20 protein-coding genes are annotated in these 26,197 nt (G+C 67.4%); 10 read left to right on the top strand and 10 right to left on the bottom strand.

The genetic code is table 11. From position 1 onward, the window contains the following. Positions 1–289: 289 nt before the first annotated feature. From AB0L60_RS33425 to AB0L60_RS33435, 3 genes are all read right to left on the bottom strand, one after another. Entirely contained in the window at positions 290–1,828 is a 1,539-nt protein-coding gene (locus AB0L60_RS33425; protein WP_364622382.1) for a cellulase family glycosylhydrolase, read from the bottom strand. Positions 1,829–2,037: 209 nt separating this feature from the next. Then, positions 2,038–2,994 (bottom strand): alpha/beta hydrolase family protein, encoded by a 957-nt coding sequence (locus tag AB0L60_RS33430; RefSeq protein WP_364622617.1) that lies wholly within the window; start codon positions 2,992–2,994, stop codon positions 2,038–2,040. Positions 2,995–3,138: 144 nt separating this feature from the next. Then, complete coding sequence (locus tag AB0L60_RS33435) at positions 3,139–3,849, bottom strand: hypothetical protein (protein WP_364622385.1); 711 nt, start codon at positions 3,847–3,849, stop codon at positions 3,139–3,141. A gap of 290 nt (positions 3,850–4,139) precedes the next feature. Between AB0L60_RS33435 and AB0L60_RS33440 the strand changes: the two genes are divergently transcribed. The 3 genes from AB0L60_RS33440 (at position 4,140) to AB0L60_RS33450 (ending at position 7,377) form a co-directional block, all read left to right on the top strand. Beyond that, positions 4,140–5,624 carry a cellulase family glycosylhydrolase gene (locus tag AB0L60_RS33440; protein ID WP_364622388.1) on the top strand — a complete coding sequence of 495 codons (1,485 nt, stop codon included), beginning with the start codon at positions 4,140–4,142 and terminating at the stop codon, positions 5,622–5,624. A 40-nt stretch (positions 5,625–5,664) separates the two neighbouring features. After that, positions 5,665–6,600 carry a tyrosine-protein phosphatase gene (locus tag AB0L60_RS33445; RefSeq protein ID WP_364622391.1) on the top strand — a complete coding sequence of 312 codons (936 nt, stop codon included), beginning with the start codon at positions 5,665–5,667 and terminating at the stop codon, positions 6,598–6,600. Between the two features lie 159 nt (positions 6,601–6,759). Then, entirely contained in the window at positions 6,760–7,377 is a 618-nt protein-coding gene (locus AB0L60_RS33450) for a hypothetical protein (RefSeq protein WP_364622395.1), read from the top strand. A 70-nt stretch (positions 7,378–7,447) separates the two neighbouring features. On the opposite strand, the gene AB0L60_RS33455 is transcribed toward AB0L60_RS33450, so the two are convergent. After that, on the bottom strand, positions 7,448–7,990 hold the full coding sequence (locus tag AB0L60_RS33455; RefSeq protein ID WP_364622398.1) for an SMI1/KNR4 family protein: 543 nt from the start codon (positions 7,988–7,990) through the stop codon (positions 7,448–7,450). A gap of 346 nt (positions 7,991–8,336) precedes the next feature. Here AB0L60_RS33455 and AB0L60_RS33460 point away from each other — a divergent pair, with 346 nt between their 5' ends. The 5 genes from AB0L60_RS33460 (at position 8,337) to AB0L60_RS33480 (ending at position 13,782) form a co-directional block, all read left to right on the top strand. Next, on the top strand, positions 8,337–9,287 hold the full coding sequence (locus tag AB0L60_RS33460) for a LysR substrate-binding domain-containing protein (protein WP_364622401.1): 951 nt from the start codon (positions 8,337–8,339) through the stop codon (positions 9,285–9,287). 87 nt (positions 9,288–9,374) lie between these two features. Then, positions 9,375–9,713: a transposase gene (locus AB0L60_RS33465; RefSeq protein WP_364622404.1), complete on the top strand. Its 339-nt coding sequence runs from the start codon at positions 9,375–9,377 to the stop codon at positions 9,711–9,713. Between the two features lie 414 nt (positions 9,714–10,127). After that, positions 10,128–11,588, top strand: a complete 1,461-nt coding sequence (locus AB0L60_RS33470) for an NAD(P)/FAD-dependent oxidoreductase (protein ID WP_364622407.1) — start codon at positions 10,128–10,130, stop codon at positions 11,586–11,588. 166 nt (positions 11,589–11,754) lie between these two features. Next, complete coding sequence (locus AB0L60_RS33475) at positions 11,755–12,021, top strand: transglycosylase family protein (protein ID WP_364622410.1); 267 nt, start codon at positions 11,755–11,757, stop codon at positions 12,019–12,021. A 363-nt stretch (positions 12,022–12,384) separates the two neighbouring features. Next, on the top strand, positions 12,385–13,782 hold the full coding sequence (locus tag AB0L60_RS33480; protein ID WP_364622413.1) for an FAD-binding oxidoreductase: 1,398 nt from the start codon (positions 12,385–12,387) through the stop codon (positions 13,780–13,782). A 21-nt stretch (positions 13,783–13,803) separates the two neighbouring features. Here the strand turns inward: AB0L60_RS33480 and efeB are convergent, their stop codons facing one another. The 3 genes from efeB to AB0L60_RS33495 all read right to left on the bottom strand — a co-directional run bounded on the left by efeB (position 13,804) and on the right by AB0L60_RS33495 (position 17,949). Continuing rightward, positions 13,804–15,036: an iron uptake transporter deferrochelatase/peroxidase subunit gene (gene efeB, locus AB0L60_RS33485; protein WP_364622417.1), complete on the bottom strand. Its 1,233-nt coding sequence runs from the start codon at positions 15,034–15,036 to the stop codon at positions 13,804–13,806. A gap of 28 nt (positions 15,037–15,064) precedes the next feature. Next, positions 15,065–17,128: an iron uptake transporter permease EfeU gene (efeU, locus tag AB0L60_RS33490; protein WP_364622420.1), complete on the bottom strand. Its 2,064-nt coding sequence runs from the start codon at positions 17,126–17,128 to the stop codon at positions 15,065–15,067. Between the two features lie 332 nt (positions 17,129–17,460). Continuing rightward, entirely contained in the window at positions 17,461–17,949 is a 489-nt protein-coding gene (locus AB0L60_RS33495) for a GtrA family protein (protein WP_364622424.1), read from the bottom strand. Between the two features lie 881 nt (positions 17,950–18,830). Between AB0L60_RS33495 and AB0L60_RS33500 the strand changes: the two genes are divergently transcribed. Continuing rightward, a complete protein-coding gene (locus AB0L60_RS33500; protein ID WP_364622620.1) occupies positions 18,831–21,074 on the top strand; it encodes a phosphocholine-specific phospholipase C in 2,244 nt (747 codons plus the stop codon). 50 nt (positions 21,075–21,124) lie between these two features. Here the strand turns inward: AB0L60_RS33500 and AB0L60_RS33505 are convergent, their stop codons facing one another. The 3 genes from AB0L60_RS33505 to ligD all read right to left on the bottom strand — a co-directional run bounded on the left by AB0L60_RS33505 (position 21,125) and on the right by ligD (position 24,499). Continuing rightward, complete coding sequence (locus AB0L60_RS33505) at positions 21,125–21,877, bottom strand: hypothetical protein (protein WP_364622427.1); 753 nt, start codon at positions 21,875–21,877, stop codon at positions 21,125–21,127. Between the two features lie 6 nt (positions 21,878–21,883). Beyond that, the gene (locus tag AB0L60_RS33510; RefSeq protein ID WP_364622430.1) at positions 21,884–23,332 is read right to left on the bottom strand and encodes a lipase maturation factor family protein; all 1,449 of its coding nucleotides are present in this window, start codon (positions 23,330–23,332) and stop codon (positions 21,884–21,886) included. Between the two features lie 171 nt (positions 23,333–23,503). Next, positions 23,504–24,499, bottom strand: coding sequence for a non-homologous end-joining DNA ligase (gene ligD / locus AB0L60_RS33515; protein WP_364622433.1), 996 nt, complete (start codon positions 24,497–24,499; stop codon positions 23,504–23,506). An 81-nt stretch (positions 24,500–24,580) separates the two neighbouring features. On the opposite strand from ligD, the gene AB0L60_RS33520 reads away from it, so the two are divergent. Further along, positions 24,581–26,197, top strand: coding sequence for an FAD-binding protein (locus tag AB0L60_RS33520; protein WP_364622436.1), 1,617 nt, complete (start codon positions 24,581–24,583; stop codon positions 26,195–26,197).

A 26,197-nucleotide genomic window follows, 5' to 3' on the forward strand; every position in this document is an offset into this window, starting at 1 on the left:
TCCTCTGACAATGTGATGCGTCGGCCAACCGAAGCAAGGCCGCGAGAGAACCGCAGTCCGAATAGAGACCGGAACACGAATAGTGAACAGAGACTCCACATTCTGTCTATATCAAGTAACCGACTACGCCGAAAACGCTAGAACACCGCCGTCGCGAAGAGAAATCCGAATTCGAGAAGGATTCACAAACCCCGGCTGTCAATCACGTTGCCAGGAACTCCAACACCTCAATCCCTCAAAGAGGCCCGGAACCTTACGGTTCCGGCCCTCTCTCAGGACAACCACCGGTTCAAGAGCCCGATCCGGAGGATGAGCCCGATCCGGATCCGCTGGCAGAACCGGACGCCGAGCCGGACGCGGAACCCGTTCCGACCGGGCCGTCGGGCACGGTCGCGCCCTTCGATCCGGGGCGGTTGATGTATACCGTGACCGGCGCCGAGCCGTTCGCCTGCACGCTCACCACGCGGGCACCGGCGGGTGAGGTAACCGTGCCGCCGTCGACGCGCACTTGATAGCCGTCCGGGTAGTGCAGGTCGGAGACGTAGATCTCGGTCGGCTTCGTCGTGGCATGGGGGGTGTAGCGGTAGGCGAAGTCGCCGTTGCCCGAGTCGAAGATCATCCGGCCGGGTGCGCCCGCAGTGGCCTGCGGATAGGTGCGCACCAGCTGCGTGCCGATATCGCCGCGGAACGGTTCGTCGCCCCGGTAGGCCCAATACTGCCAACCCAGGAACCGGTCATCGGCGTTGATCAGCGTATTGCTGAGCACCGTCGCGTCGCCGTCACCGAATTCGGTGACCAGCGCGGGGATTCCGGTCCGATGCTGGAAGGCGTCGATATTGCCCCAGGTCTTGCCCTGCTGCAGCGGGCACAGGCCGCGCAGGAAGGTCGGCAATCCGTTGTAGACGGCCATCTGGCTGGGAATGCAGTAGTCGTGCGGCGCGAAGACGATCCCGGGTGCGCTGATCGGCGGATTCTTGCCCAGGTTGGTAGGCATGGTCTCGTTCCAGGTGACATTGGGCTCCCAGAGCACCATGATGTCGCCGTTGCGGACCCGCACCGCGTCGGTCAGCTTCTGCATGGCCGCTTGATATTTCGTATCGAAGCCCGAGCAGCCGTTGGGATAGCAGGACAGAAACGCCGAGCCGGGCCACGGCTCGTTGAGCAGCTCGATCCCGAGCGCACCCGGATGGCTCTTCATCTTGTCCGCGAGCGCGCCCAGCGCCTGCCCCAGATAGTCCAACGCACCGAAGCTGTTGTTCCACAGCTCATCCCAGGCGGAGTTCATACTGGGCATCAGATAGAAGAGCGGGAAGCCGGGATTGTTTTCGCCAGGGCCGGGCCGGGCGTGGATGGCCCATTCGGGAAACCCGTTGCCGCCCCAGATCCTCGACAGTCCGTCCTGATGATTGTCGAGCACGGTATGGATCCCATACTGCGCCAAGGTGTCCACGACGCCGGCGACCCGATCCAGATACGCGGTGTCGACCACGCCCCGAGTGGGCATGAGCCCGTCGAAGTTGACGCCGAGCCGCACAGTGTTGAATCCGTGCCGGGACAGCAGCTCCGCATCCTGGGCCGTAAGAACGGATCCCGGCGCGAAGTAGGGCGGTTCCTTGCCGACGCTGTTGACGCCGTGCAGCAGCACGACCCGTCCGTACTGATCGACGAAGTGGGAACCCTCGACATGCAATGGTGAGACGGTATCGGCCACAGCCGTGGCGGGCGGGACCGATACGGCCAGCGCGCACCCCACCGCTACCGCGACCGCAGCCACCGATCGGGTCATCCACCTGGGCCGGCGTACGCTGCGGGCGATTGTCGTGTCCATGTTCTCCTGCTTCTGGGTCGCTCTCCGGCGGTGGGTCGCGCTCAGGCCTGTGTGGTCGGCACCGCCGGTCCGGAGCTCGAGGCGGTCCCGGACGGTGCCGATTTCGCGGTAGCCCCACGTCATTGGGAGGCGGCGAGCCGGTCGAGCAGCTCGTCATTGGGAGGCGGCGAGCCGGTCGAGCAGCTCGCGTTCGTGGGCCCGGCCCCGAGCTACTCCGTGCCGAGCGCGGCGGCGAGCAGGGGCCAGGAGTTGTGCAGATCGTCCTGCCAGTAGGCCCAGGTGTGAGTACCGACAGTCCGGAAATCGACCTGCGCCGGAATGTTCAGTGCGCTCAAGCGATCGGCCAGCTGGTGGGTGCACGAGTTGGTAGCGGCCTCGATCATGCCGCCCAGCACCATCTGATTCGCCTTGGTGACGACCTGGTCGGGGGTGGCCTGCGCACCCAGGGCCTCGGCCGGTCCGGGCAGACCGGTGCCGCTGGAGAGGTAGATCGCCTTGCCGCGCAGGGCGTCCGCGTTGAGGATCGCGTCATGGGCGCGCCAGGCCGGATCATCGTCGGGGCCCCACATGTTCTTGGGGTCCGCGTCACCACGGGCCAGCACCAGCCGGATGTAGGCACGGCCGGCGGCGTCCGAGGTGGAGGCGCAGCCGCTGTACGCCGCGACCGCGGAATACAGCGTGGGTGCGGCGGCGGCGAGGTCCAGCGCCGAGGTGGCCGACATGGACACGCCTGCAATCGCATTGACGCCGGAGGTATGCAGGGTCGCGTCGATGATCGGCGGCAGTTCCCGGGTCAGGAACGTCTCCCAGCGATTGCGTCCCAGCTTCGGATCGTCGCGCTGCCAATCGGTGTAATAGGAGAATTCGCCGCCGACCGGAGTCACCACATTCACGTTCTTGTTCCAGAAGAACGACACGATATCGGTCCGGCTGTACCAGTTGGTGATATCGGTGCCACCGCTGGCGCCGTTCAGCAGATACAGCGTCGGGTGCGGCGTGCTCGCATCGGATGCCGTGAGCACCTGCAACGGGATTGTTCGCTGCATCGCGGCCGAATACACATAGAACATCTCCTGCCGCTGGCCCGCGCGATCGATGTGATCCAGATGGGAGGCAACGGGTTCGGCATGCGAAGCCTGCAGTGCACTCGGTGCGACATACAGCAGGGCTGCGGCGACGACGCACGACGAGATGAGCGACGCAATGGTCCGCCTGGGCGACACGACAGACTCCTCGCAACGGTGGTGAGAAAGGTCCTGGGCCGCGGCGGCCGCGCAGACGCCGCGGCCCAGGAGTATCGGACCGGCCGGTCAGCTGCCCATCAGGCGCTTGATCACATTGGCGATGGTGTCGGTCACCGAGCCGGTGGAGCTGAGCTGGTTCTGCGAGGAACCGAGGCCACCCTGGTCGAGACTGCCCAGCAGCGCCTCACCGGGATTCGCGCCGCGACCGGTGAAGCACACACCCATGCTCGGCTGGTCGGAACCGGAACCGACGGTGCCGCCGGCACTCATGCCGCCGCTGAGGACCTGCTGTCCGTCGGTGACGGAGCTCGGCACCTTGTAGGTGAACTCGGCGGTGACGGGATAGCCGGAGTTCACGAACCAACCGGTGCTGGTCACCTTCCAGCCGCCGGCGTCCGGCTCCGACGTCACTTCGACGGCCTGCTCACCCGTCCCGGCGTGATACGCGGTGACCACGGTCTTGACCGGCTTGTCGAACCCCGGCGGCGGAAAGTCGGTGATCCGATTGACATACGGATTGCCGATGCTCGTGGTTCCGACCACGAGCTTGTAGGTGACCAGGGTGCCGGGAGCGGCGGTGGTGACGTCGATCGATTTGTCGTAGGTGTGGGTGATCCAGAAGCTCTCGATGCCCGGGTTGTAGTCCACGTGCTTCGTCTGAACGCAGGCCGAGGTTGTGTCCGCCACGGCAGTGGCGGTGCCGAGCGCGATACCCGCCCCCGACATCACCAATGCGGCCGCCGCAATTCCGGCAGCCAATTTCGGGGTCTTACGCATGATTCCTTCCAGCAGTTCCCGCGGAACGCGGAACTGATAACTAGTGAGCCGGTATGGAATTCGAGCCTTCGCTCACGCCGAGAAACGTTAGGGCATAACGGAAGAGAACTTAAATCTGATTTTGCGGTTCATTGACAACGCAGCCTTGTCAATCGGCTGTGAACTACTGTTTCCACCCGACCCCGGTGGGCCACTAGGTTTTTGGTGCACGCAACCGGCCCCTGCTCCAGCGGCTCGGCACGGAGCGCCAGGAGAAATCTTCGCGATTTCGCTCCATTGAAAGGTTCGACATGCTACTGCGAGGCCGAGTTCTGGCCCCCGCTGCCGCGGCGGCGCTCTTGTTCGCCGGGATCGTGGCGCAGGACGCGCCGGAGGCTGCGGCGGCGGAATCGGGCGGCTGGACCCTGCCTAGGCTCACCGTCTCCCATGGAGCCATCACCGATGTCACCGGACGCACGGTGCTGCTGCGCGGCGCGAATGTCAACCAGCTCAACGACTACGCGCAGAACGATCCTGCACTGCCGACCGTGCAGCCGCTGGATCGCACCGATTTCGCGCAGATGGCGGCACTCGGCTTCAATGTGGTGCGGCTGAATCTGGCGTGGTCAGCACTCGAACCCGCGCCCGGGGCGTTCGACCAGTCCTATCTGGCCCGCATCCATACCGCCGTCGACGACGCCAAGGCGAACGGCATCTACACGGTGCTGGACATGCATCAGGATGCCTGGGGCAAGGCCGTGGGCACGCCCAAGGGACAGGGTTGCCCAATTTTCATGAAGCCCGGCATCGGCTGGGACGGCGCGCCCGCCTGGGCGACGCTCACCGACGGCTGGACCACCTGCAACTTCGGCGGCGTCCGCGAATCCGCGCCCGCAGTGGCGCGTGCATTCCAGAACTTCTACGACGACACCCAGGGCATTCAGGGCCATCTGGTCGGCACCTGGGCGAAGCTGGCCGCGGAGTTCAAGGACGAGCCCGCCATCGCCGGCTACGACCTGATCAACGAGCCCAATCCCGGTCTGCGGGACCCGTTCTCGGCGGCGGACCAGCTCGGCAAGTACTACCAGCGGGTGATCGCGGCGATCCGGCAGGCCGAGCACGGTAGCCTGCCGCACCTGGCGATCTTCGAGCCCAGCGCGATCTGGTCGGCCATCGGCATCGATGCCACTCCGCCCGCACACTACATCACTGATCCACTGGCGGTGTTCTCGCCGCATCTGTACAGCGAGTCCATCAATGTCGTCAACGCCTTCCCGTCGATCGAGCTGGGCTTCAAGCTCGCGCTCGATACCGCGGCGCGGTACAAGGTGCCGGTGTGGAGCGGTGAGTGGGGCTGGTTCGGCGATGCGGACACCGACTCGCCCAAGGTGGATCGGTTCGTGGACCAGTTGAACGCCAACCGCATCGGCGGTGCGTGGTGGGCCTGGAAGGGGGCCTGCGGCGACCCGCATGTGATTCGCGACGGCAACACCAACAAGCCGACCGGCAATCTCAACCGCTACGCCTGCCCGTCGAACACTCCCCTCGGTCAGCCGGCCGGATATACCCGGCCACTGTCCCGTGCCTACCCGCGCGCCATGCCGGGCAGCCTGGCATCGGTCACCGCGAGCGGGTTCGCCGGATCCGGCACCGGACGTCTCGAGGCCTGGTATCCGGGAGCCGCGCGCCCGAATGTGCAGTCCACCAATGTTTCCGACCTCACCCTCACCCAGGTGGGGGGCGGCTGGCAGCTGATCGGGAACACCGTCGGCGCCTATTCCATCAAGCAGTCCTGACGGACTCGAGTTCTTTCCCCCCACAGTAAGCAGGTCCCCCATGTCTTCACGCAGAACCCTCCGAGCCGACACCGCAGCAGTGGCGCTCACCGGAATGATCGCGCTCGGCGCGGTACTGGGCGCGTCACCGGCCACCGCGGCGCCCGCCGATGTCGCCTCCGGATCCGCTTCCGGCTCAGGAGGTTTCGGTTCATCCGGCTCCTCCGATTCCGGCTCCTCCGGGGCGAACGATCCGGTGTCGACCCTGCCCGCCCCGGCCTCCACCGCCATCAAACTCGACGGCGCCACCAACTTCCGCGATATCGGCGGCTACCGCACCACCGACGGGCACACAGTTCGTACGGGTGTCGCCTTCCGATCCAACCGCCTCGCCGGGCTCACCGACGCCGACTTGACCAAGCTGAGCGCCGCCACCGTGACGCTGGACGTCGACCTGCGCAGCGGCTCCGAGCGCAGCAGCGCGCCCGATCGGGTGCCGACGGGCGCACAGTACAAGGTCGCCGACGTGATCAGCTTCGACAGCGGCATCTCCTTCCACGAGCTCCCGCCGATCACCCTCGGACGCGCGGTCATCGACGGGCTGATCAACGGGTCCTCGGACATGGTCCAGTCGATCGACTATCCGTTCATGGTCAACTTCCACGGCTCGGACGTCGCCTTCGGCACCCTGCTCCGCTCGATCGCCGGAAATACCAGCGGCGCAACCGTTTACCACTGCACCTCCGGCAAGGACCGGACCGGCTGGGCCACCGCGGTGCTGCTCACCCTGCTCGGCGTACCGCGCGATGTGGTCAATGCCGATTACCTGGCCAGCAATGCAGAGCTCGGAGACCCGAAGGCAGTCCAATTGTCCTGGCTGGAAGCGGCTTTCAACGAAGTCGACCGGCTCTACGGCAGCATCGACAAGTACGTGCGCGATGGACTCGGCCTGGATCAGGCCACCATCGACGCGCTACGCGCCAAGCTCCTGGCCTGATGCTCGCGGCGTAGCTACAAGAATTGTTTGTAGACAATCCGAGAATTGTGATTTCTCTTGTATCCCAACAAATTCTAACATTTCCCGCGTGAGCGAAATGGCTCACAGTCGAGTGTAATTCGAGATGACATAAGGGAAATCGCAATGGGACAACGAGCTGTGAAACATACTGCCGCGGGTGCCGCCGCCATAATCGGGGTAGGGGCGTTGACCCTGTTCGGGGTCGGCACCGCCAGTGCCGATCCCGCCACGCTGACCTGGAACGACGGCCAGACCCAATTCGTCCGCACGATCAGCAACGCCACGCCCGCCGTGGGTGACACCATCACCGTCACGACGGCGATCTATCGCACCCAAACCCCGGACGTAACGTTCAATTGGCTCAAGGATTTCCACCCCTCGTGCCTCACCTACGTATCCGGTTCGGCGAAGCTGACCGACGCTGCCGGCGCCCACCAGATCGAGCCCTGGCTCGAGCTCAATCCCAATTACATCGCGGCAGACTTCGTGGCCGACGGCTTGAAGGTGGTCGTCAAGGCCGGTTCCGGCCAGACTGCGCCCGTCTTCAGTGCGCAGTACAAGGTCGGCGCGTGTACCCCCGGTACCAGCCTGACCACCGGGATAGCGTACTCCCAGGCAGGAGTAGGCGTCTGGGACGCCGACTCCACCAAGGGCCCGTCGATCACCGTCGGCGGGACACCCGGCGGCGGCACCGGCGGCGACTCCGGCAGTAGCAGCCTGACATCGTTGCTCGGCGGCTTCGGCTCCAGCAAGTAGTACACTCCGGCCATCGCCGGGAACACCGGCGGCGCAACGGCTTACGCCGGATCGCCGGTGCCGGCGTCGGTCAGCGCAGACATCGGCGGTCCGCGATCTCCTCGTTCAACGCGTAGGAGATCGCGGCCGCTTCATGCTCCGCCCAGACACCGAAGTCGGGGTAGCGGAGGTCGATTCCGGCCGCGCAATCCCAACACGGACTCGCGCCATACCCCGGCCGGATCGGGAACATCATCACGATGAATCGCGGTGAGAACATGGTTTTCCCGACGAGCACACGGCGATACCCGTCGGGCACGACGAGTGCGCCCGAAGCGTCGGTGCCGAAATACGCCGCGGCACACGCCGAATCCCGACGCCATTTCTCACCCGCGGCGAGATCACCGACGCCGAAAAGCTGGATCGTCCCGAACCGTGACCATCCGTCGCAAACCAACAGGAACTCACGGAATTCGGCATCGAAGCACACGCCCAGCCGTCGCTCGGCCGCAGCGATCGTGGCCTCGGAGGCGGGCGGATTGGGCGGCATGGACAGCCCCGGCTCGCCGAAGCGCTCCGCGGCCCCGTATTGCGTCGCGTACAGCGAGCCCACCAGGGCGTTCCAATTCGTCATCGATTCCTGTCGCCGGGGACGATTTCGATCGCGAAAGAAGTCGGCACCGCTGGCTGTCCCCGGCTCCTCGCTACGGTTGCCAGCGGCGCCGACATTGCCTCAGCACCAGTGAGGCGGTGCGAGCCTGGAGGGAAGCTGGCTCGCACGTTTATCGCGTTATCGGAGCGGCATGGGAAGGAACTACTTCCTGTGTCCCGGTCACGACGAACGCTCTGGAAACGCTAGGGCACCGGACAGGCGAAGAGAAATCATCGTTCGTGGACTGTTCACAAGCCTCATTTGTCAATCGGTCCGCTTTTCGGGAAAAAGTTCTGTCCGGAACGTTCGTCCACCTAGACTGCGCGACATGGAAGTTCACACCCGTCAGTTGCAATACTTCATCGCAGTTGCGGAGGAGCTGAGTTTCACTCGTGCGGCGCAGCGATTGCATGTCTCGCAACAGGGGTTGAGCACTCAGATCAAGCAGCTCGAGCAGGCGATGGACGTGGTGTTGTTCTCCCGGACCACCCGCAATGTCGAACTGACCGCCGCCGGCGTGGTGTTCCTGCAGGATATCCGCGGTGCGCTGACCGGCCTGGACGCCGCGGTCGAGCGCGCCCGCTCGGTGCATCGCGGCGAGCAGGACCGGCTGGTCCTGGGCGCGCTGGAGGGCGCGGCACTGACCCTGACCGAGCCGATCCTCTCCACCTTCCGCCAGCGCCATCCGGGCATCACCGTCGAGTTGCGCCATTTCACCTACGAGGATCCATCGGCCGGTCTGGCCACCGGATCGGTGGACGTGGCCTTCGCCCGCCGCCCGTTCGTCGACGACGGCGTCCAATTCGAGACGTTGTTCGCCGAACCCCTGATGGTGATGCTGCCGACGAACCATCGGCTGGCCAAGCGCACCGAGGTCTTCGCGCACGAGCTACTCGATGAGCCGCTGCTCGGCGCCGCTACCACCGATCCGGTGTGGAATGCGTTCTGGGAGTTGAGCGCCCACCGCGACGGGGCCGCCGCGACGGTGGTGTCACGCTCGAATTCACTCCTCGAGGAGCTGCACAAGGTCGCGACGGGCGTCGGCATCGTCCTCACGGTGGCCTGCGCCCGATGGATTCCTTTCCCGGGGGTGCGCCTGCTCCCCATCGCCGACGTCCCGCCCAACGAGGTGGCCGTCGGCTGGCGCGGCGCGCAGGAATCGGCACTGGTCCGCTCCTTCGTCGAGGTCGCCCGCAGCATCCGCGACACCCATCCCGACCTGGTCGCCCAGCTGCAGGAACCCGACTTCACGGATTGCACGGTGCCGCCGCATCTCTGATTGACAATCCGGGCTGGTCAATCATCCGAAAAAAGTGATTTCTCCGTAGTTCCCTTGCGAACTAGCGTTTCTCGGGATCGAAGAGAAATGGGGTCGCCCGTGGCACCACCGAAGAAGTATCCGGACGCGCTGCGGGCGCACGCGATCCGACTCTACCGAGAATCGGATCCCAAACCGACTTTTCGAAGAATGGCAGCGGATCTCGGTGTCCATCACGAGGCACTGCGATTGTGGATTCGCCACGCGGAGCTCATGGAAGGCCGCGCCGAGAACGCAACCGGCGCGGCCGAGGAGAGCCTTTTCACCGCCATGGCCAAGGAGAACAAGAATCTCCGCAGGCGGGTGGCGGACCTCGAACGGATAATCGCGGTGTTGCGGGCGACTCGACCCCTTGCCGCCGTGGAATTCGGCCGAATCCTGCCGTGAGGAACAACAATTCGAGATTGTCAATGGATCCGGAATAGTGACTTCTCTTCGAACTCCTTGTGCCATAACGTTTTCGACGAGCGCACAAGCACTCGAAGCAATTCCGGATCGAAGGAGAAAACAATGGGTTCCCTGGGCAACGTCTCGCTGGACACCATCCTCGCGGCACTGAAGAACCTGATGAGCACCGGCTCGTCCGCGCCCCACAAGACCAACTGACCTGTTCTGGGGCGGGTTCCGGTTCCGAACTGCGACCGGACCGGGCCTGCCCTCGAACCAGAAGAACCCGACCAGGACACGCAACCGCACCGGTTCCGCGCTGAGCCGTGACCCATCGCCGGCCGATTGACATACCCACCAGTTCCAAATACCGTCAGTATTTGAGTTCCATGGGTATCCAACAAGGAGGTTGGGATGGGTGCGGCGCGGCAGCCTCGCATCGTGATCATCGGGGCCGGAGTGTCCGGCATCGCGAGTGCGATCACCTTGCAGCGCAATGGGTTCGACGACTTCGTGATCCTGGAGAAGGGGTCCGATGTCGGCGGGGTGTGGCATTGGAACCACTACCCCGGACTGACCTGTGACGTGCCCTCCCAGCTGTACCAGTTCGGATTCGCACCGAAGCCGGACTGGTCGCACATCTTCGCGCCCGGCCCGGAGATCCAGCGGTATCTCGCCGATGTGGCCGAGCAGTACGGGCTGCGGCCGCATCTGCGGCTGAATTCCGAGGTGGTGGCGGCGACGTTCACCGGATCCGGGTGGCTGGTCGAGACCGGCGACGGGAGCCGTTACGAAGCCGACTTCGTCATCGCGGCCACCGGAGTACTGCATCATCCGGCGGTGCCGGATCTGCCCGGTCTGTCCGAGTTCACCGGCGAGGTGCTGCACACCGCGCGCTGGAACGACAGCGTGGCGACCGCCGGGCGGCGGATCGCGGTCATCGGCACGGGCTCGACCGGCGTGCAGGTGCTTTCGGCGCTGCAGCCGGAGGCCGAGCGCGTCACGCACTTCGTGCGCAGCCCACAGTGGGTGATCTGGGCTCCGATGCAGATCCCGCAGCCCGCGATCGTCGGCGCGGTGCTGAACCGGCTGCCACAGGTGAATCGCGCGCTCTACCGGGCAGGCATGATGGGAGCCCGGCTGTTCACCGACGTGGTCACCCGGCCGAGCTGGCGGCGGCGGGCGGTCCAGGAGTACGCCCGGCTGAGCCTGCGCGCGCAGATCCTCCAGCCGGAGCTGCGCGAACAGCTCACCCCCGACTACGAGCCGCTGTGCAAGCGGCAGGTGCTGTCCGGCACCTACTATCGCGCGCTGCGCGCCCGCAATGCGGAGTTGATCACCACGGCCATCGAGGAGGTGACCCCGACCGGTATCCGCACCGCCGACGGCCGCCACCACGAGCTCGATCTGATCGTCCTCGCGACCGGCTTCCGCGCCCACGACTACATGCGGCCGATGAATCTGACCGGCCGCGACGACATCTCGATCGATGACGCCTGGGCGAAGGGCCCGCGCGCCTACCGGATGACCGCGATCCCCGGCTTCCCCAACTTCTTCACCGTCCTGGGCCCCCACTCCCCCACCGGTTCCATTCCGCTGCACCACGCCGCCGAGGTGACCGCCCGCTACATCACCCGGTGGATCCAGCGCTGGAGCGCAGGCGAATTCGACACCGTCGAGGTCACCGAGGACGCCACCGACCGGTTCGAGACCGAGGTCGCCGAGGCCATGGGCCCCACGGTCTGGAACACCGGCTGTAACTCCTGGTACTTCACCGAGGGCGGCAGCATCGACCTGCTCCCCTTCGACCGCGCCACCATGGAGTCCATGCTGTCCGAGCCCGACCCGGCCGACTTCCATCTGCAAACCAACTAATCGCCAGGTCAATACTAAAATATAGAATCCTAGCAAATCTTCAGCTACGATCAGCTGATTGTCTTTCCCGCGAGTTCGGCTACCAGGGCGGAGATACGCCATGATCGGACAGCACTCGTTTCGAAGACCTGCTCACTTTCTTGCTCTCGCGGTTGGGATCACGGCCTTGACCTGTGGGCCGGCCGCAACCGCACTCGCCGCCGGCTGGCATGACTGGGATGCCGTCGTCCAGTGCGAGGCAGGCGGGGATTGGGGGGCGAACACCGGCAACGGCTACTACGGTGGCCTGCAATTCAGCCAGGGCACCTGGAATGCGTACGGCGGTAGGGGGAATCCCGCCGACGCCAGTCGCGAGGAGCAGATCCGCATCGCGGAACAGATCCTCGCGCACGAGGGTCCCGGGGCGTGGCCCTACTGCGGGGGCTATCTCTGAGGCCATAACTCCTCCGAGGCCACAACTCCTTCAACTTCACTGCCTAGAGCGCAACTTCACGACCTAGAGCGACACGCGGGCAAATTCGGTCACGGTTGCCTGTGAGTTGTCTTAGGCCTAGGTCGAACTCATGCCTCGCCACCCGGGTGGTCGGCACAATTACCTGGCGGCTGTTCACCATCCGCAGGCAATTGCGGCAAACCACACATAGTCGACGTCCCGGGCAGGCGTGCATCCGTTGCCCGCCATGGTTTTCCGGCTAGCACCGAGCCTGGAGGGCACATGCGCAGAGTGAGATCCGTACGGGCGACGGATGCCGGCTTCTCGCGAGGCACATTTCTGTGTGGTGCGCTGGGAATCGCCTTGGCCGGGTGGGGATTCACCGGCCTCTCCGATGCCGATCCCGTCTCGGTCGCCTCCGGACCCGGTGCGGCCAAACCGAATTGGAGCAGGCTGGAGCGACTCGTCCGCGGCCGCGTCGTCCGGGTCGGCGACACCGGCTACGAGATGGCCAAGCAGGTCTTCAACACCCGGTTCGACAGCGAAACACCCACTGCCGTGGTGCAGGCCGCCTCGACCGCCGATGTCGTCGCGGCCATGAGTTTCGCGGCCGAATACCGCCTGCCCGTGGCCGCTCGGTCCGGCGGGCACTCCTATGCGGGGGTGTCGACGACGACCGGCGCGATGATCATCGACGTCCGGCAGCTCACCGGCGTGAGTGTCGATGCGGGACAGGCGGTGGTGGGGCCGGGTCACACCCTGTACGACGTCTACCGCGAGCTCGACCGGTCGGATCTGACCATCCCGACCGGTATGTGCCCGGATGTCGGCATCAGCGGCCTCGCCCTCGGCGGCGGCCTCGGCTTCGAATCCCGCGCCTACGGCCTCACCTGCGACCGGCTCGCCGGGGCGACGCTGGTACTGCCCGACGGCACCGTCGCCGAGGTCTCCGAGACCTCCCGCCCGGACCTGCTCTGGGCGCTGCGCGGCGGCGGCGCACTGTTCGGCGTGGTCACCTCGCTGATCTTCGACACCTGTCCCGCGACGTCGAAAGACCTGGTGCGCCTGACCTTTCCCGGCGACAGCGCGGCGCAGGTGATCGCCGGCTGGTCCACCTGGCTGCAGTCCGCGGACCGCTCCCAGTGGGCCGACGTCAGCGTCGACGCCGACGGCAATGGCAGCCTGGACTGCTGGATGCAGCTGGTCTGCCCGGCCGGGTCCGGCGACCAGGCCGCGGCCGCGCTGACGGATGCGATCGGTCTGCAACCGTCGACCATCGACACGCAGACCCTCGATCACATGGACACCATCATGTATCTGGCGGGCGGCAGCCCCACCTCACCGCGGGCGAGTTTCATCAATGGTTCCGACGTCGTCTCCGAGCTCACCCCCGACGCCATCGCCCGCATCATCGAAGCCCTGACGATCTTCTCGCGCGCCGGCGGCACCGGCTGGGTGCAGATCAACACCCTCGACGGCGCGATCGGTGATACCGCACCCACCGCCACCGCCTTCCCCTGGCGCAACCACGCCGCCCTCGTCGAATGGGGTGCCTACCAACCGATCCCGCACGACACCGCCCAGGCCTGGGTCACCGCCGCCCACCAGCTCTTCGCACCGGTCTCGGTGGGGGCCTATGCCAACTACCTCGAACCCGGCGATCCCCTCAGCCGCTACTACGGACAGAACTACGCGCGCCTGGCCGCGCTGCGCCGAACCATCGACCCCGGCAATCGGATCCACACCGTGCTGACCGTCTGACCCGGCTCGGACGGTGGCTGATCAGCTCAGCAGCGTGCGGGCGTACCAGTCCTTGGTGTCGGTGACGCCCGGCAGGACGAAGAAGTAGCCGCCGCCGAAGGGCTGGACGTAGTCGGTCAAGGGCTCTCCGGCCAAACGGGTCTGGATGGTTTCGAACTGGCGCTGGATGTTCTGCTGGAAGCAGGTGAAGATGTGGCCGGTGGCGAGATTGCCGTTCGGGTCGACGCCGAGATCGTAGTTGTAGGAGCGGCGCAGCAGCTGCTGGTCGGCGGTGTCGGGGGTGCGGGGATTGGCCAGGCGGATATGGGCGGTGGCGGGAGTGACGGTGGCGTCGGGATCGGCGGCGTAGTCGGGGACGTCGAATTCCTTGGTGCCGTCCAGGGGTGCGCCGGATTCGCGGCGGCGGCCGAACATGTTCTCCTGCTCCGCGATCGAGACGCGGTCCCAGAACTCCACCAGCATCCGGATGAGACGGACCACCTGGTAGGTGCCGCCCCGGGTCCACGCGGGCTCGTCGGGGCTGTCGGCCCAGATCAGAGCGGCGGCGTCGGAGCCGGTCGGGTTGGCGGTGCCGTCCTTGAAGCCGAGCAGATTGCGGCCGGTGCCGGACGGCCGCGGCGGGGAGTTGTAACCCTGGATCTTCCAGCGCAATTGGATCCCGCCGCGGGTGTGGCGGGTGAGATCGCGGATGGCGTGGTGGATGGTGTCGGGGTTGTGGGCGCACAGCTGCAACAGCAGATCACCGTGCATCCAGGCCGCTTCCGGGGAGTCGTCGGGGAAGATCCGCATCGGCGTCAGGTGCGCGGGCTTCTGGGAAGCCAGCCCGTACCGCTGATCGAACAGGCTCGCACCGACACCGGTGGTGACGGTCAGGCCGTCGGCCGGGATATCGGGTCCGAGGACGGCGCTGTCGGCGGGCGGGTGGCTCGGACCCAGATCCGGCGGCGGGCCACCGGCGGTGAGGGCGCGGGCCCGCGCGGTGAGCGTCTTCATCAGGTCGGCGAGTTCGGCGCGGTTGGCGGCGGTCACGTCGAACGCGGCGAAGCAGGAGGCATTTTGGCGATCGGCAGGAGCCGGGGTGAGAATGCCCGCCTGATGCGCGCCGTGGAACGGGTAGGCCGGTGTGATCGTGGCCTGCCCGCCCGCGGCGGCGGCGTCCACGCGGGCGCCCTCGACGAGAACGCCTGCGGTCAGGGCGGTTCCGGCGGCGCCCGCGGCGGCGCCGGAGAGGAAGCGGCGGCGGCTGACAGTCATGGTGATGGCCTCGGTCCTTCGTAGAGAGTCAGTTCGCTTTGGTTTCCAGCAGCCGCGGCACCCGGTCCAGCGCTTCCAGGGCGGCGCCGATCGCGGCGAGCACCGCCTGCCGGGCGGCCTGCGGCGTCTGTGCGGGCGTACGCCAGCGGCCGTTGTCCTGGGTGGCCAGCAGGGCGGCGCGAAGCCGGTCCAGCTTGGACCCGAGGGCGGGGCGCAGCTGCGGGTCACGCTCGTCCAGTGGGACGGCGAGTTGATCCAGGACGGTGCGGGTGACCTCGACATCGGCCAGCGTCGCCGGATAGGCCGCGCCCGCACCCTGATCGTCCAGGCCCGAAAGATGGTCGCGCAGTGCGTCTTCCAGGATCTCGTGGGCGCGCACCGGCAGGGTGGCCGGGTCACCGGCGATATCGGTGCTGGTCAGCTTGTCCCCGATCGCGGCGATATCCGCGGTCAGCTTGTCGACCACGGGCAGCAGCTGATCCGGGCCCTGGCCGTGCCAGAGGCCGTACTCGAGGCGGTGCAGGCCGGTGAATCCCGGATCGTTGACGCCGTCCGGCAGGCCGCCGGGCAGCCCGTCGACCGCGGTCCCCGCCTCGCCGAAGCTGTTGTACGACGCGCCGACCCGCTCCCACTCCTGCAGCGCGAGCAGCCAATCGGCCTGCGCGGCGGGGATATTGCGCGCCCGCAGATCCCGGCCGACCGTGCCGACGGCACCGGTCAGACGGGTCAGCACGCCCCGCGCGTACGTCTGGTAGGCCTCGTTCGGCCCGTGCAGTTCGCTGGCGCGCGCGGGTTTGAAGGCCGGCGGCGCGTCGGTCTGCGGACCGGTGGCCTGCACGCGCGGCGAGGACAGCGACGGGCGGCCCGACATCAGGCAGACGATGGTGTAGCTGCCCGGATTGAGGGTCGCGGTCAGCTCGGCGGTGGTGCCGGGACCGATGTTCTCGATCTCACCGGCCACCGCGCCGTCCGCGTCGATCAGATCGATCTCGCCGGACTTGCCGGACGTATTGTGCACCGCGATGGTCTGGGTGCCGGTGTGCGCCGAGGTCCATTCCGGCGCACAGGCATCCGCCGTCACGGTGACCGTGCGCGCGGTGTTCGAGCCGCCCGCGGGCAGCAGGGCGATGGCGGTGCCGGCCGCCAGCACCGGGACCAGCACCAGGGTCGCGCCGACCAGCACCGGACGCGGACCGGCGATCCGCTCCCACCAATCCGCGTGCGCGGGCTCGGTTTCCGGCTTCGCCACCGGCTCGGCCTCGGTCGCGTGGGTGCGGCCCGCCCGGATGAACAGCGGAATCACGGTGGCCAGGTAGGCGATCCACGCCACCACCTGCAGCACCGTCATCTTGGGCGACAGGTTGGTGATGCCGGTGATGATCGAGACCCACCACGAGTTCGGGTCGACGTGCGCGGTCAGGTCGAACGCGATCCAGCGCGCGCCCGGCAGCCAGCCCGCCTCCTGCAGGTCACCGAGGCCGTAGGCGAGCACGCCCGCGGCGATGATGATGAGCAGTACGGCGGTCCGGTTGAAGAAGACACCGAGGTTCAGCCGCACCGCACGCCGGAACAGCAACCAGCACAGCGCCATCGCGATACCCAGCCCGAGGGCCGCGCCGACCAGCGGAGCGGCTGTCGATCCCGCCGCCTTGATGGCCGTCCACACGAACAGCGTGGTCTCCAGGCCCTCGCGCCCGACGGCCAGGAACGCCGTCACCGCGAGCACGCCCGCGCCCAGTCCCGCGGCCCGCGCGACCTCGCCGCGCAGCTGTCCCGACAGCGAGGCCCCGGTGCGCCGCATCCAGAAGATCATCGCGGTGACCAGGGCCACGGCCAGCACGCTCAGCACGCCCGCTACGGCGGCCCGGGCCGAACTGGTCAGTGCGGCAGTCGAATACGTCAGCACGGCGGCGAAACTCCCGGCCACCGAGATCGCGCCGAGCACGCCCAGCCAGACCGGCGTGGTCGAGACCGGGCGTTGAGGTGTGGACAGCCGGCGCACGGCGGCCAGCAGGATGGTCACCACGAGCCCCGCCTCCAGGCCCTCCCGCAGGCAGATCAGCAGATTCGGCACAGCCTCGGCAACACTCACGGTGCCAAGGTAAGCCATACCTATATGCTCGTCCATCCCCGCACCGTCGCCGGCCGGTCGCTCACATGGTCATTCCGGGCATCAGGCCCTGCTGATGCAGCCACATCATGATCGCGCAGCACACCTGCATCATCGGCGACTGCATATCCATGGTGTTCATGTCCATTGCTCTCAGCTCCTCGAACCCGGGCCGGAAACACACCGCCGACCGCGTCGAATATGACGATCGCACCGAGCGCCCCGCCGCCCTCAGGGTCCGAGTACCTGATTTCCATGGCCGAAGTTCCCGCCCGCGGGTCGCGTACCCTCGCGGACGCCGCCCGGCGGTTCGGTTACCGTCCGAGCTTCCCTGTCCGGAAGACGAGCAGCCGCATCGACGCGTACATGAACGAACCCTCACCGAGACCGCCCAGGACGCGGGCAATCCGGTAGTCGAGGCCGAGCGCGGCCACGCCGCTGGTCACGCCGAGGATGAACACCAGGTAATTGACCGCGACCACAACGACGTAAACGGCGACCTGCGGGCCGACCGCCGCGTGCGACTCGAAGTTGAGCGTGCGATTGAGCAGGTAGCTCAACCCGAATGCGGCGCAATAGGCCACGGTCACCGCGATCGGCAGCGCCAGCCCGAGCGCCCCGTGCAAGGCGGTGAGCACCACCAGATCCACCGCGAAGGTGCATCCGCTCACCAACAGGTAGCCCACGAAGGTCGGCGCTACCAGCAGCCCCAGTCCGAACGGCAGCCGCGCGATCAGCCGGTCGCACACCAGGTGGAACCAGCGAACCGCCCGGGCCGGTCGCGCCTCCGTCTCCATCCGCATCCGCCCACGGTGACATCGCCGCATGACCGACAGGTGATCACCGGACCAACTCCGGCCAGTCGATACGTGAGCCGCCGAGGTGTCGACGTGTTGTCATGTCGATTCCCGTTCCCTGGTTCCGAGGGAATGCCGATGGTCAGCAGTTCCCGGTAGGCGGATGTCAGCTCAGCCGTCGGGTCACACTCGGCCGCCGCTCCGCGCCGGCTACGCAGGATCACACCGCGTGTGATGAGCGCCCCGATATCGCCCGTCCACGTCATCCTCGCCCCGACCAGCGCCGGATCGGCAGCGGTGATATGCCTCGGATTCTTGCGCATATTCCTTCGTTTCTTCCGGGAACCCGCGTCGAAAAATCCTGTCGCGCAATCATTCCGACCAGCCGGCGTTGCACATGATTTCTTCCGGCTGGTCCGCAAACCAGGGAACCGCCGCGACTTCGATTGACAACCCAGTCTTGTCAATGGCGCGAAAAATAGCGTTTCAGCTCAATCCAGTTGTGCTCTAATATTTTTCGTGTTGACACCGTGGATAAACGGACTGAGCCCCCGAGAATCGGCGGTGTCAACACCGGTCTGGATTTCCTACGAATACGAGCGGCTTCACCCACGCCCAGAGACATTGGAACACAGCGCAAGGGAACACGGAATCAGAAATTCGTGATCCTTCGAAGGCCTGTGTTGATAGTCGGCGCGCCAATTGATGTCCGCCGGACACCAATCGACAACGATGCAGATCGAGAAGTGACGCGGTAGCGTCTGCCGCGCCGCCCGGGCGTACACAACACGTCGGCGGGGGTGTGGGTCGTCACTGACAGCCTGAACGGAGATTTCTTGATGGGTCGTGGGTTCGGTACCGCGAATCGGCGGACGGTGCTGGGGTCGATGCTGGCGGCGGGCGCGGCGGGGGTAACCGGGCTGCCGGAGGGCATGGCGGCGGCGCTGGCAGAACCGGGGCGCTCGGGTTCGTTGGATCAGGTTCAGCACGTGGTGATCCTCATGCAGGAGAACCGCTCGTTCGATCACTACTTCGGAACCATGAGCGGCGTCCGGGGTTTCGGTGACAGGCGCGCCGTCAGGCTGCCCGCCGGCGGCTACGACCCGATCCTGCAGGCGGCCATGGACACCGCCCTCGCCGGCGGACCCGGGACCGATCTGGGCAGCGGGTCGGCGGGCACCGGGAGCGCCAGCGGTTCGGCGAGCGGATCGAGCAGCGGTTCGGGCAGCGGGAGCAGCAGCGGGTCGGCGGGCGGCGACAACCGGGACGCGTTCCATCAGCCGGATGCGTTCAGCAGCACCGGGTTCCTGCTGCCCTGGCACGTCGACACCAGCCGGGTGGACGGGCAGGATCTCGGCGATCTGGCGCACGACTGGAACACCACGCACATGGCGTGGGCCGATGGCGCCTACCACTCCTGGATCGCGGCCAAGTCCAAGATGACCATGGGCTACTTCACCGAGGCCGACATTCCCTTCCATCGCGCACTGGCCTCCGCGTTCACCATCTGCGATCACTACTTCTGTTCGATCCAGGGACCCACCACGCCGAACCGCCTGTTCCACTGGACCGGCACCATCGACGCCGCCGGGCGCGCGGGCGGCCCCGCCGTGTCCAATCCCCCGGACTATCGGCCCGTCTACACCTGGACCACCTATCCGGAACGCCTGCAGCAGGCCGGAATCTCGTGGCAGGTGTACGCCGACTCGCACAGCGGCGGCGACTTCCTCGCCGACTTCGGCGACAATCCGCTGTGGCTGTTCCGCGCGTATCACGACGCGGCGGCCTCGTCCGATCCCGCGGTCCGCCAGCTGGCCGATCGTGCCAAGGTGACGAGCACCGGTATGACGCCCGCACCGGCCGGCACCGATGGCACCAATGTCGACTACGTGCTGCAGCAGTTCATTTCCGATTGCGCCGCCGGCACCCTGCCGCAGGTGTCCTGGGTGGTCGCGCCCGCCGGCTACTCCGAGCACCCCGCCTACCGTCCCGCCGACGGCGCCGCCTACATCCAGCGTGTCCTGCAGGCCCTGTGGGACAACCCGAAACTGTGGGAGTCGACGGTCCTGCTCGTCAATTACGACGAGAACGACGGCTTCTTCGACCATGTGGTGCCGCCGACCGCGCCGCCCGGCACCCCCGATGAGATCCTGCCGTCGCTGGAGATCACCGGCACCGACCTGAATTCCGGCTCGGCGACGCTCGGGCTGGCCTCAGGGTCCGCGACCATGGACACCCTGATCAGCCGGGCCGGGGCGCTGCTGGGCGGGCAGTCGCCGATCGGCCTGGGACCGCGGGTACCGATGCTGGTCATCTCGCCGTGGAGCCGCGGCGGCTACGTGAATTCCCAAGTGTTCGACCACACTTCGGTGCTGCGCTTCCTGGAGCAGTGGACCGGCGTCGCCGAACCCAATATCTCGGCCTGGCGGCGCGCGGTGTGCGGCGACCTCACCAGCTGCTTCGATTTCGGCAAGCGCGACACCAGTATTCCCACCCTGCCCGACGCCAATGCCGAGCGCGCCCGCGCGGCCGGTCAGAAGAACCTGCCCAAGCCGACCCCGCCCTCCCCCGCCGGACAGCAGATGCCGGTCCAGGACGCGGGCCGCGCCAAGGCCCGGCCGCTGCCCTATCAGCCGGTCGCCTGGGTGGAGGTCGCCGGCAACGCCGCGACGGCCCGGTACGGCAACCAGGGCACGGTGGCCATGCCGTTCCAGACCTTTGCCTACCACGACAATTCGATCCGCCAGACCGTGGTGGTCCCGGGCGGCACCGCCCAGGAGCGATTCCAGCTCGGCGGCTCCTACGACTTCGCGATCCACGCCCCCAACGGGTTCCTCGTCGAGGCCGCGGGCACCGCCGATACCGCGGCCCTCACCGCCACCGCCGCCGTCGGTGGCACCACCGATCAGCCCACTTTCATTGTCACCGTGAGCAATTCCGGCAGCTCGGCACTGACGGTCCAGGTGAGCGGCGGTTCCCCGGCCACGATCGACGCCGGATCCAAACGCGATATCACCGCCCCGCTCGACCAGGGCTGGTACGACCTGACGCTCAGCCTGTCCGGAAACTCCAACTGGCGCAGGCACTTCGCCGGTCACCTGGAGAACGGCGGCGTGAGTAGCACCGCGTAGTCGCGGCCGCACGGCCCTCGGATCCGGACTTGCGGATCCGAGGGCCGGCTTCAGGATTCGAACGCCGCGGCCCGCCAGCCGGGGAGGGCGTCGGGGTTGGCTCGCAGGTATTTGAGGGACTGCTTCATGTAGACACGGGGGTTGGTATCGAGGTGGGCCGACCAGGCGGGGCGAAGGTCGCCGCGCATGACCGTCCAGCAGGCCAAAGCGTAGCCGTACATGGGCTGGGAGAGATAGCCCAGACGCTGGGAGCGCCAGCCGCGGCTGTTCTGCGAGAACTGGAAGGCCGCATTGGCATTGAAGACGCCGAGGCCGAGGTAAACCGTGGCCAGATCGGTGAGTTGTTCGCCGTCGTGCCGGTCCGGTGCGATGCGCTGCTCACCGAGCAGCCGCTCGTGGGCCAGTTCGTGGGCGACGGTCGCCACCAGGGTGACCGGTGAGCGCAGGCGCGCCAGTTCGAGCGTCACCACCGCCCGCCCGTGCTCTAGCCGGTAGTGCCCGGCCTCGCCGCGGGCCGCGCCCTCCAGCTGCATGAGCTGGTCGAGCGGCGCCGCACCGGCCGAATCGAGTTCCACGACAATGCGATCCCGCCCCACCCCCATGTACCGGACCACCCGCTCCACGACCGCGAGCACCTGCGATTCGGCGCCCGAGTAGGTGTCCGGGAAGTAGTCGGACGTCGGGAGGATGACCGGGGTGCGCAACGTCCTGGTACCGAATTGGGTGGCGCACCAGGACAGCATCTCCTCGACCCAGAGCCGTTCCACCTCCCCCACCGGGCAGCGCGGCCTGAAGAAACCCATGCCGCATTATGTCCGGGTCACGCGCGAGATGCGCGGTGAGAACATCGGCGGCGCGTATTCGCCGACCAGGGTGCGAACCCACCAGGCGTGGGTCTCGAGAAGTTCACGGGGACTGGTGAAGCGGTACTCGTAGAGCCGGGCGCGGATGTAACGGGGCGGGACGTCCGGGAAGGGATTGCGGCGGAGCAGGCGCAGGGTGGCGGGGTCGTTGCGCAGCAGGCGCTGGAGGAGGCCGTCGAACCACGGCCGGGCATAGCTGGACGAGTGGGCCGCGAACCACATGAGCCAGTCCAGGCGCAGGTGGTACGGGGCCCACTGGCGGGGCAGCCGGCGGGGGTCGCCGGGCTTGCCCTTGAATTCGTATTCGCGCCAGTGGGTGTGGGCGGTGAGCGCGACTTCGCCGGTGCCCTCGACGACCACCTCGTAGCGGATGCGGTCGACGACCCCGAACGCGCCGAAGGTATTGATCAGATGGAAAGGATTGTAGGACTGGTTCATTCGCTGATGGCTCGACAGCATATTGCGGACCGGCAGGTAGCTGAGCACCACGGTGCAGGCCACGAAGACGAATACCGGCACCGTGAACCAGAGCGGCGAGTCCGGCAGAGCCGGCGCCGCGGGTATCGGAAACACCTTTGCCACCGCGGAATCGGAGACGGCGGACCAGGCGAGCACGATGACCAGCCAGTTGAGGAAGGCGAAGTTGCCCGACAGCACCAGCCACAGCTGCGTGACGATGATGATTCCGGCCGCCACGCTCGCGATCGGCTGTGGCGCGAAGAGCCCGAAGGGCACCACCAATTGCGCGACGTGATTGGCCCCCGCCTCGATCCGGTGCAGCGGCCGCGGCAGCTGGTGGAAGAACCAGCTCAGCGGGCCGGGCATGGGCTGGGTCTCGTGGTGGTAGTAGAGGCAGGTCAGATCCCGCCAGCAACTGTCACCGCGCAGTTTGATCAGCCCCGCCCCGAACTCCACCCGGAACACCAGCCACCGGGCCAGCCACACCACCAGCACCGGCGGGGCCACCCGGTCGTTGCCGAGGAACGCGACCAGGAAACCGGCCTCCAGCAGCAGCGACTCCCACCCGAACGAATACCAGACCTGCCCCACATTGACGATCGACAGGTACAGCACCCACACCAGCAGCCACACCGCCACGGCCGCCCACAGCGGCAGCAGATCCGCGACCCCGGCCACCAGGGCCGCCGACACCGCCGCCCCGCTCCAGGCCACCGTCGCGTAGAACCGGTCGGTGTAGTGCAGCTGAAAGACGCTCGGCGCCACCCGGAACGGTCGCCGCGCCACGAACCGCGGTACCGGCAGCATGCCGTGTTCCCCGGTCAGCGCCCGGAACTGCCGGGCCGCCGCCACGAACGCGATCAGATAGATGGCCGCGATCCCGCGCTCGATCACCTGTCGCGCGAACCAGTATTCCGGTGCGATGAACCACTCCATCCCGCGCCTCCTGCGCCGGCCGTGTCACCTCGGGCACTACGTCCGTCCACTTGGAAGCGTACTCACCCCCCGCGCGCACCGGGCCGGGTCGCTGACCCGGGGCGGCCGTTTCCGGCACGCCGCCTGCCTGCTGCTCACCGTGGTGCATCTGGCCGGCGGAACCGGCGAGCTCTAGTCGCCGCCGCCCTCGTCGAGGTCGACGTCGATCCGGTCGCGGTCGGCCCACTCCAGCAGCGGTTCGATGTCGAACACCGCCTCGTCGATACCGGCGTGCAGGTCGCCGAGTTCGGCGTAGCGCGCGGGCACGGTCTTCATAGTGAAGTCGCCGGGGTGCACCTCGGGAATCTCGTTCCAGCGCACCGGAGTCGACACCGTCGCCTCGGGCACGCCACGCACCGAGTACGCGGCGGCGATGGTGTGGTCGCGGGCGTTCTGGTTGTAGTCCACGAACAGCTGCGCCGGATCGCGATCCTTGCGCCACCAGGCGGTGGTGACGTCCGCGGGCGCGCGCCGCTCCACCTCGCGAGCGAAGGCCAGCGCGGCCCGGCGTACCTCCTGGAATCCGAAGCGGGGCGCGATGCGGACGTAGACGTGCAATCCCTTGCCGCCGGAGGTTTTCGGCCAGCCGACCGCACCCAGCTCGTCGAGCACCTCGTGCACGACCCCGGCCACCCGCTGCACTCGCGACCACGGGCAGTCCGGCATGGGGTCGAGGTCGATGCGCCATTCGTCGGGGAGTTCGGTATCGAAGCGGCGCGAGTTCCAGGGATGGAACTCGACCGTCGACATCTGCACCGCCCAGATCACGTCGGCGAGCTTCTCGACGCAGAGTTCGTCGGCGGTGCGGCCGTAGCGCGGAAAGTACAGCTGGACAGTCGGAATCCAGTCCGGTGCACCGCCGGGCAGGCGTTTCTGGTGGACCTTGCCGCCGGGCAGGCCCTTCGGGAAGCGGTGCAGCATGCACGGCCGGTCCCGCAAGGCGTTGACGATCCCGTCGCCGACGCTCAGGTAGTACTGCACCAGGTCGAGCTTGGTCGCCCCGGTCTCCGGGAAGTACACCCGATCCGGATTGGACACGCGCACCGTGTGTTCGCCGACCGGCACCTCGATCGCCGGTGCGGCTGACTTGCTGGCCACCCGTCCGACGGTAACCGGCCTTCCGGTCATCCGCGACCGGCTCGCCGCGAACCACACACCGAACTAGAACACGTTATAGTTCACCTCGCTGGGATTTCTTCACTCGGGAAGGTGAACGCAACGGTGCGTACCTGGGACTCTTCGGCCGATGTGGTGGTGGTCGGATACGGCGGCGCGGGCGTCGCGGCGGCGCTGGCCGCGCGGGAGTCGGGCGCCGACGTGCTCGCCCTGGACCGCTACCTGGGCGGCGGGGCGACCGCGCTGTCCGGCGGAATCGTGTACGCGGGCGGAGGCACCTGGGTGCAGCGCGCGGCCGGGGTCGAGGACGACGTGGAGAACATGCTCGCGTATCTGCGCGCCGAGGTCGGCGACACCGTGAGCGAGCGGACGCTGCGCAGGTTCTGCGAGGAGTCGCCCGCACTGATCGATTGGCTGACCGGGCACGGGGTGCCGTTCCAGCCGTCGCTGTGCCCCTTCAAGACCTCGTACCCCACCGACGACTACTACCTGTACTACTCGGGCAGCGAAAACTCCGGCGGCTTCCGCGAATTGGCGCGACCGCGGCAGCGCGGGCATCGCGCGCACGGACGCGGCGTGTCCGGCAAGAAGCTGTTCGGTCCGCTCGCCGAGTCGGCGGCGAAACACGGAGTGCGCGTTCGAACGGGCACCCGGGCAACGCGACTCGTGGTCGAGGACGGCCGGGTGGTCGGCATCGAGGCGACCACGATCAGCGGCGCGCCCGCGGCGGTGCAGCGCAGGTTCGCCGCACTGGCCCGGATCTCGGCGAAACCCGGTGTGTACCACCAGGGTTCGCGCAAGGCGGTGCAGGCGCTGCTGGCGCGCATCGAGCGGCGCTACGGGGCGCCGGTGCGCATCCGGGCGCGGTCGGGGGTCATCCTCACGACCGGTGGCTTCATCGCCAATGGCGCGATGGTCGCCGAGCACGCGCCCGGCTATCCGTGGGCCGAGGGCCTGCCGCTGGGCACCGCCGGTGACGACGGCAGCGGCATCGCCATGGCCCGGGCGGCGGGCGCGGCCACCGGTCGCATGGACGCGCTGTCCACCTGGCGCTTCATCGCCCCGCCGAGCGCCTACTTCGGCTCGATCGCCGTGGATGCCAACGGGCAGCGCATGATCGACGAGTCCCGCTACGGTGCGGCCCTGGGCGCGGCCATCGCCGCGAGTCCGGGGCATCGGGCCTGGCTGCTGGTCGATGCGCGGCTGGCCGATGAGGCGCGCCGCCAGATCGGGAAGCAGTCGGTGTGGTTCCAGCGTATGCAGGCCGAGCGGCTGCTGCGGTTCGGCAGCGTGACCGGCCGGACCGTCGAGGAGGTCGCGGCCAGGGCCGGCATCGACCCGGCGGCCCTGCGCAAGACCGTGGACGCGCACAATCGCGCCATCGAGCAGCAGCTGCCCGACCCCATGGGCAAGCCCGACGACATCCGCCGCCCGTTGCACGCGGGACCCTTTGCGCTGCTGGATATCTCGTTCAGGTCCCGGCTGACCTACCCGATGCCCATGCTCACCCTGGGCGGGCTGCTGGTGGACGAGGAGACGGGCGCAGTCCGTACCGAATCCGGTGCGGCCATCCCGGGTCTGTTCGCGGCGGGCCGGGCCGCGGTCGGGGTGTGCTCGAACTCGTACGTGAGCGGCCTGTCCCTGGCCGACTGCGTCTTCTCGGGCCGCCGCGCCGGCACCCACAGCGTGGAGCTGGCGGCCACCCACTGA

Origin of the sequence: Nocardia sp. NPDC051981, assembly GCF_040680715.1 — a bacterium.
GTDB lineage: Bacteria > Actinomycetota > Actinomycetes > Mycobacteriales > Mycobacteriaceae > Nocardia.

Coding starts and splice junctions, on each gene's coding strand:
- AB0L60_RS33440 (WP_364622388.1), top strand. CDS start 4,140: ATGCTACTGCGAGGCCGAGTTCTGGCCCCCGCTGCCGCGGCGGCGCTC.
- AB0L60_RS33465 (WP_364622404.1), top strand. CDS start 9,375: ATGGGGTCGCCCGTGGCACCACCGAAGAAGTATCCGGACGCGCTGCGG.
- ligD (WP_364622433.1), bottom strand. CDS start 24,499: ATGACCGGAAGGCCGGTTACCGTCGGACGGGTGGCCAGCAAGTCAGCC.
- AB0L60_RS33455 (WP_364622398.1), bottom strand. CDS start 7,990: ATGACGAATTGGAACGCCCTGGTGGGCTCGCTGTACGCGACGCAATAC.
- AB0L60_RS33435 (WP_364622385.1), bottom strand. CDS start 3,849: ATGCGTAAGACCCCGAAATTGGCTGCCGGAATTGCGGCGGCCGCATTG.
- AB0L60_RS33500 (WP_364622620.1), top strand. CDS start 18,831: ATGCTGGCGGCGGGCGCGGCGGGGGTAACCGGGCTGCCGGAGGGCATG.
- AB0L60_RS33445 (WP_364622391.1), top strand. CDS start 5,665: ATGTCTTCACGCAGAACCCTCCGAGCCGACACCGCAGCAGTGGCGCTC.
- efeB (WP_364622417.1), bottom strand. CDS start 15,036: ATGACTGTCAGCCGCCGCCGCTTCCTCTCCGGCGCCGCCGCGGGCGCC.
- AB0L60_RS33495 (WP_364622424.1), bottom strand. CDS start 17,949: ATGCGGATGGAGACGGAGGCGCGACCGGCCCGGGCGGTTCGCTGGTTC.
- AB0L60_RS33505 (WP_364622427.1), bottom strand. CDS start 21,877: ATGGGTTTCTTCAGGCCGCGCTGCCCGGTGGGGGAGGTGGAACGGCTC.
- AB0L60_RS33510 (WP_364622430.1), bottom strand. CDS start 23,332: ATGGAGTGGTTCATCGCACCGGAATACTGGTTCGCGCGACAGGTGATC.
- AB0L60_RS33470 (WP_364622407.1), top strand. CDS start 10,128: ATGGGTGCGGCGCGGCAGCCTCGCATCGTGATCATCGGGGCCGGAGTG.
- AB0L60_RS33425 (WP_364622382.1), bottom strand. CDS start 1,828: ATGGACACGACAATCGCCCGCAGCGTACGCCGGCCCAGGTGGATGACC.
- AB0L60_RS33460 (WP_364622401.1), top strand. CDS start 8,337: ATGGAAGTTCACACCCGTCAGTTGCAATACTTCATCGCAGTTGCGGAG.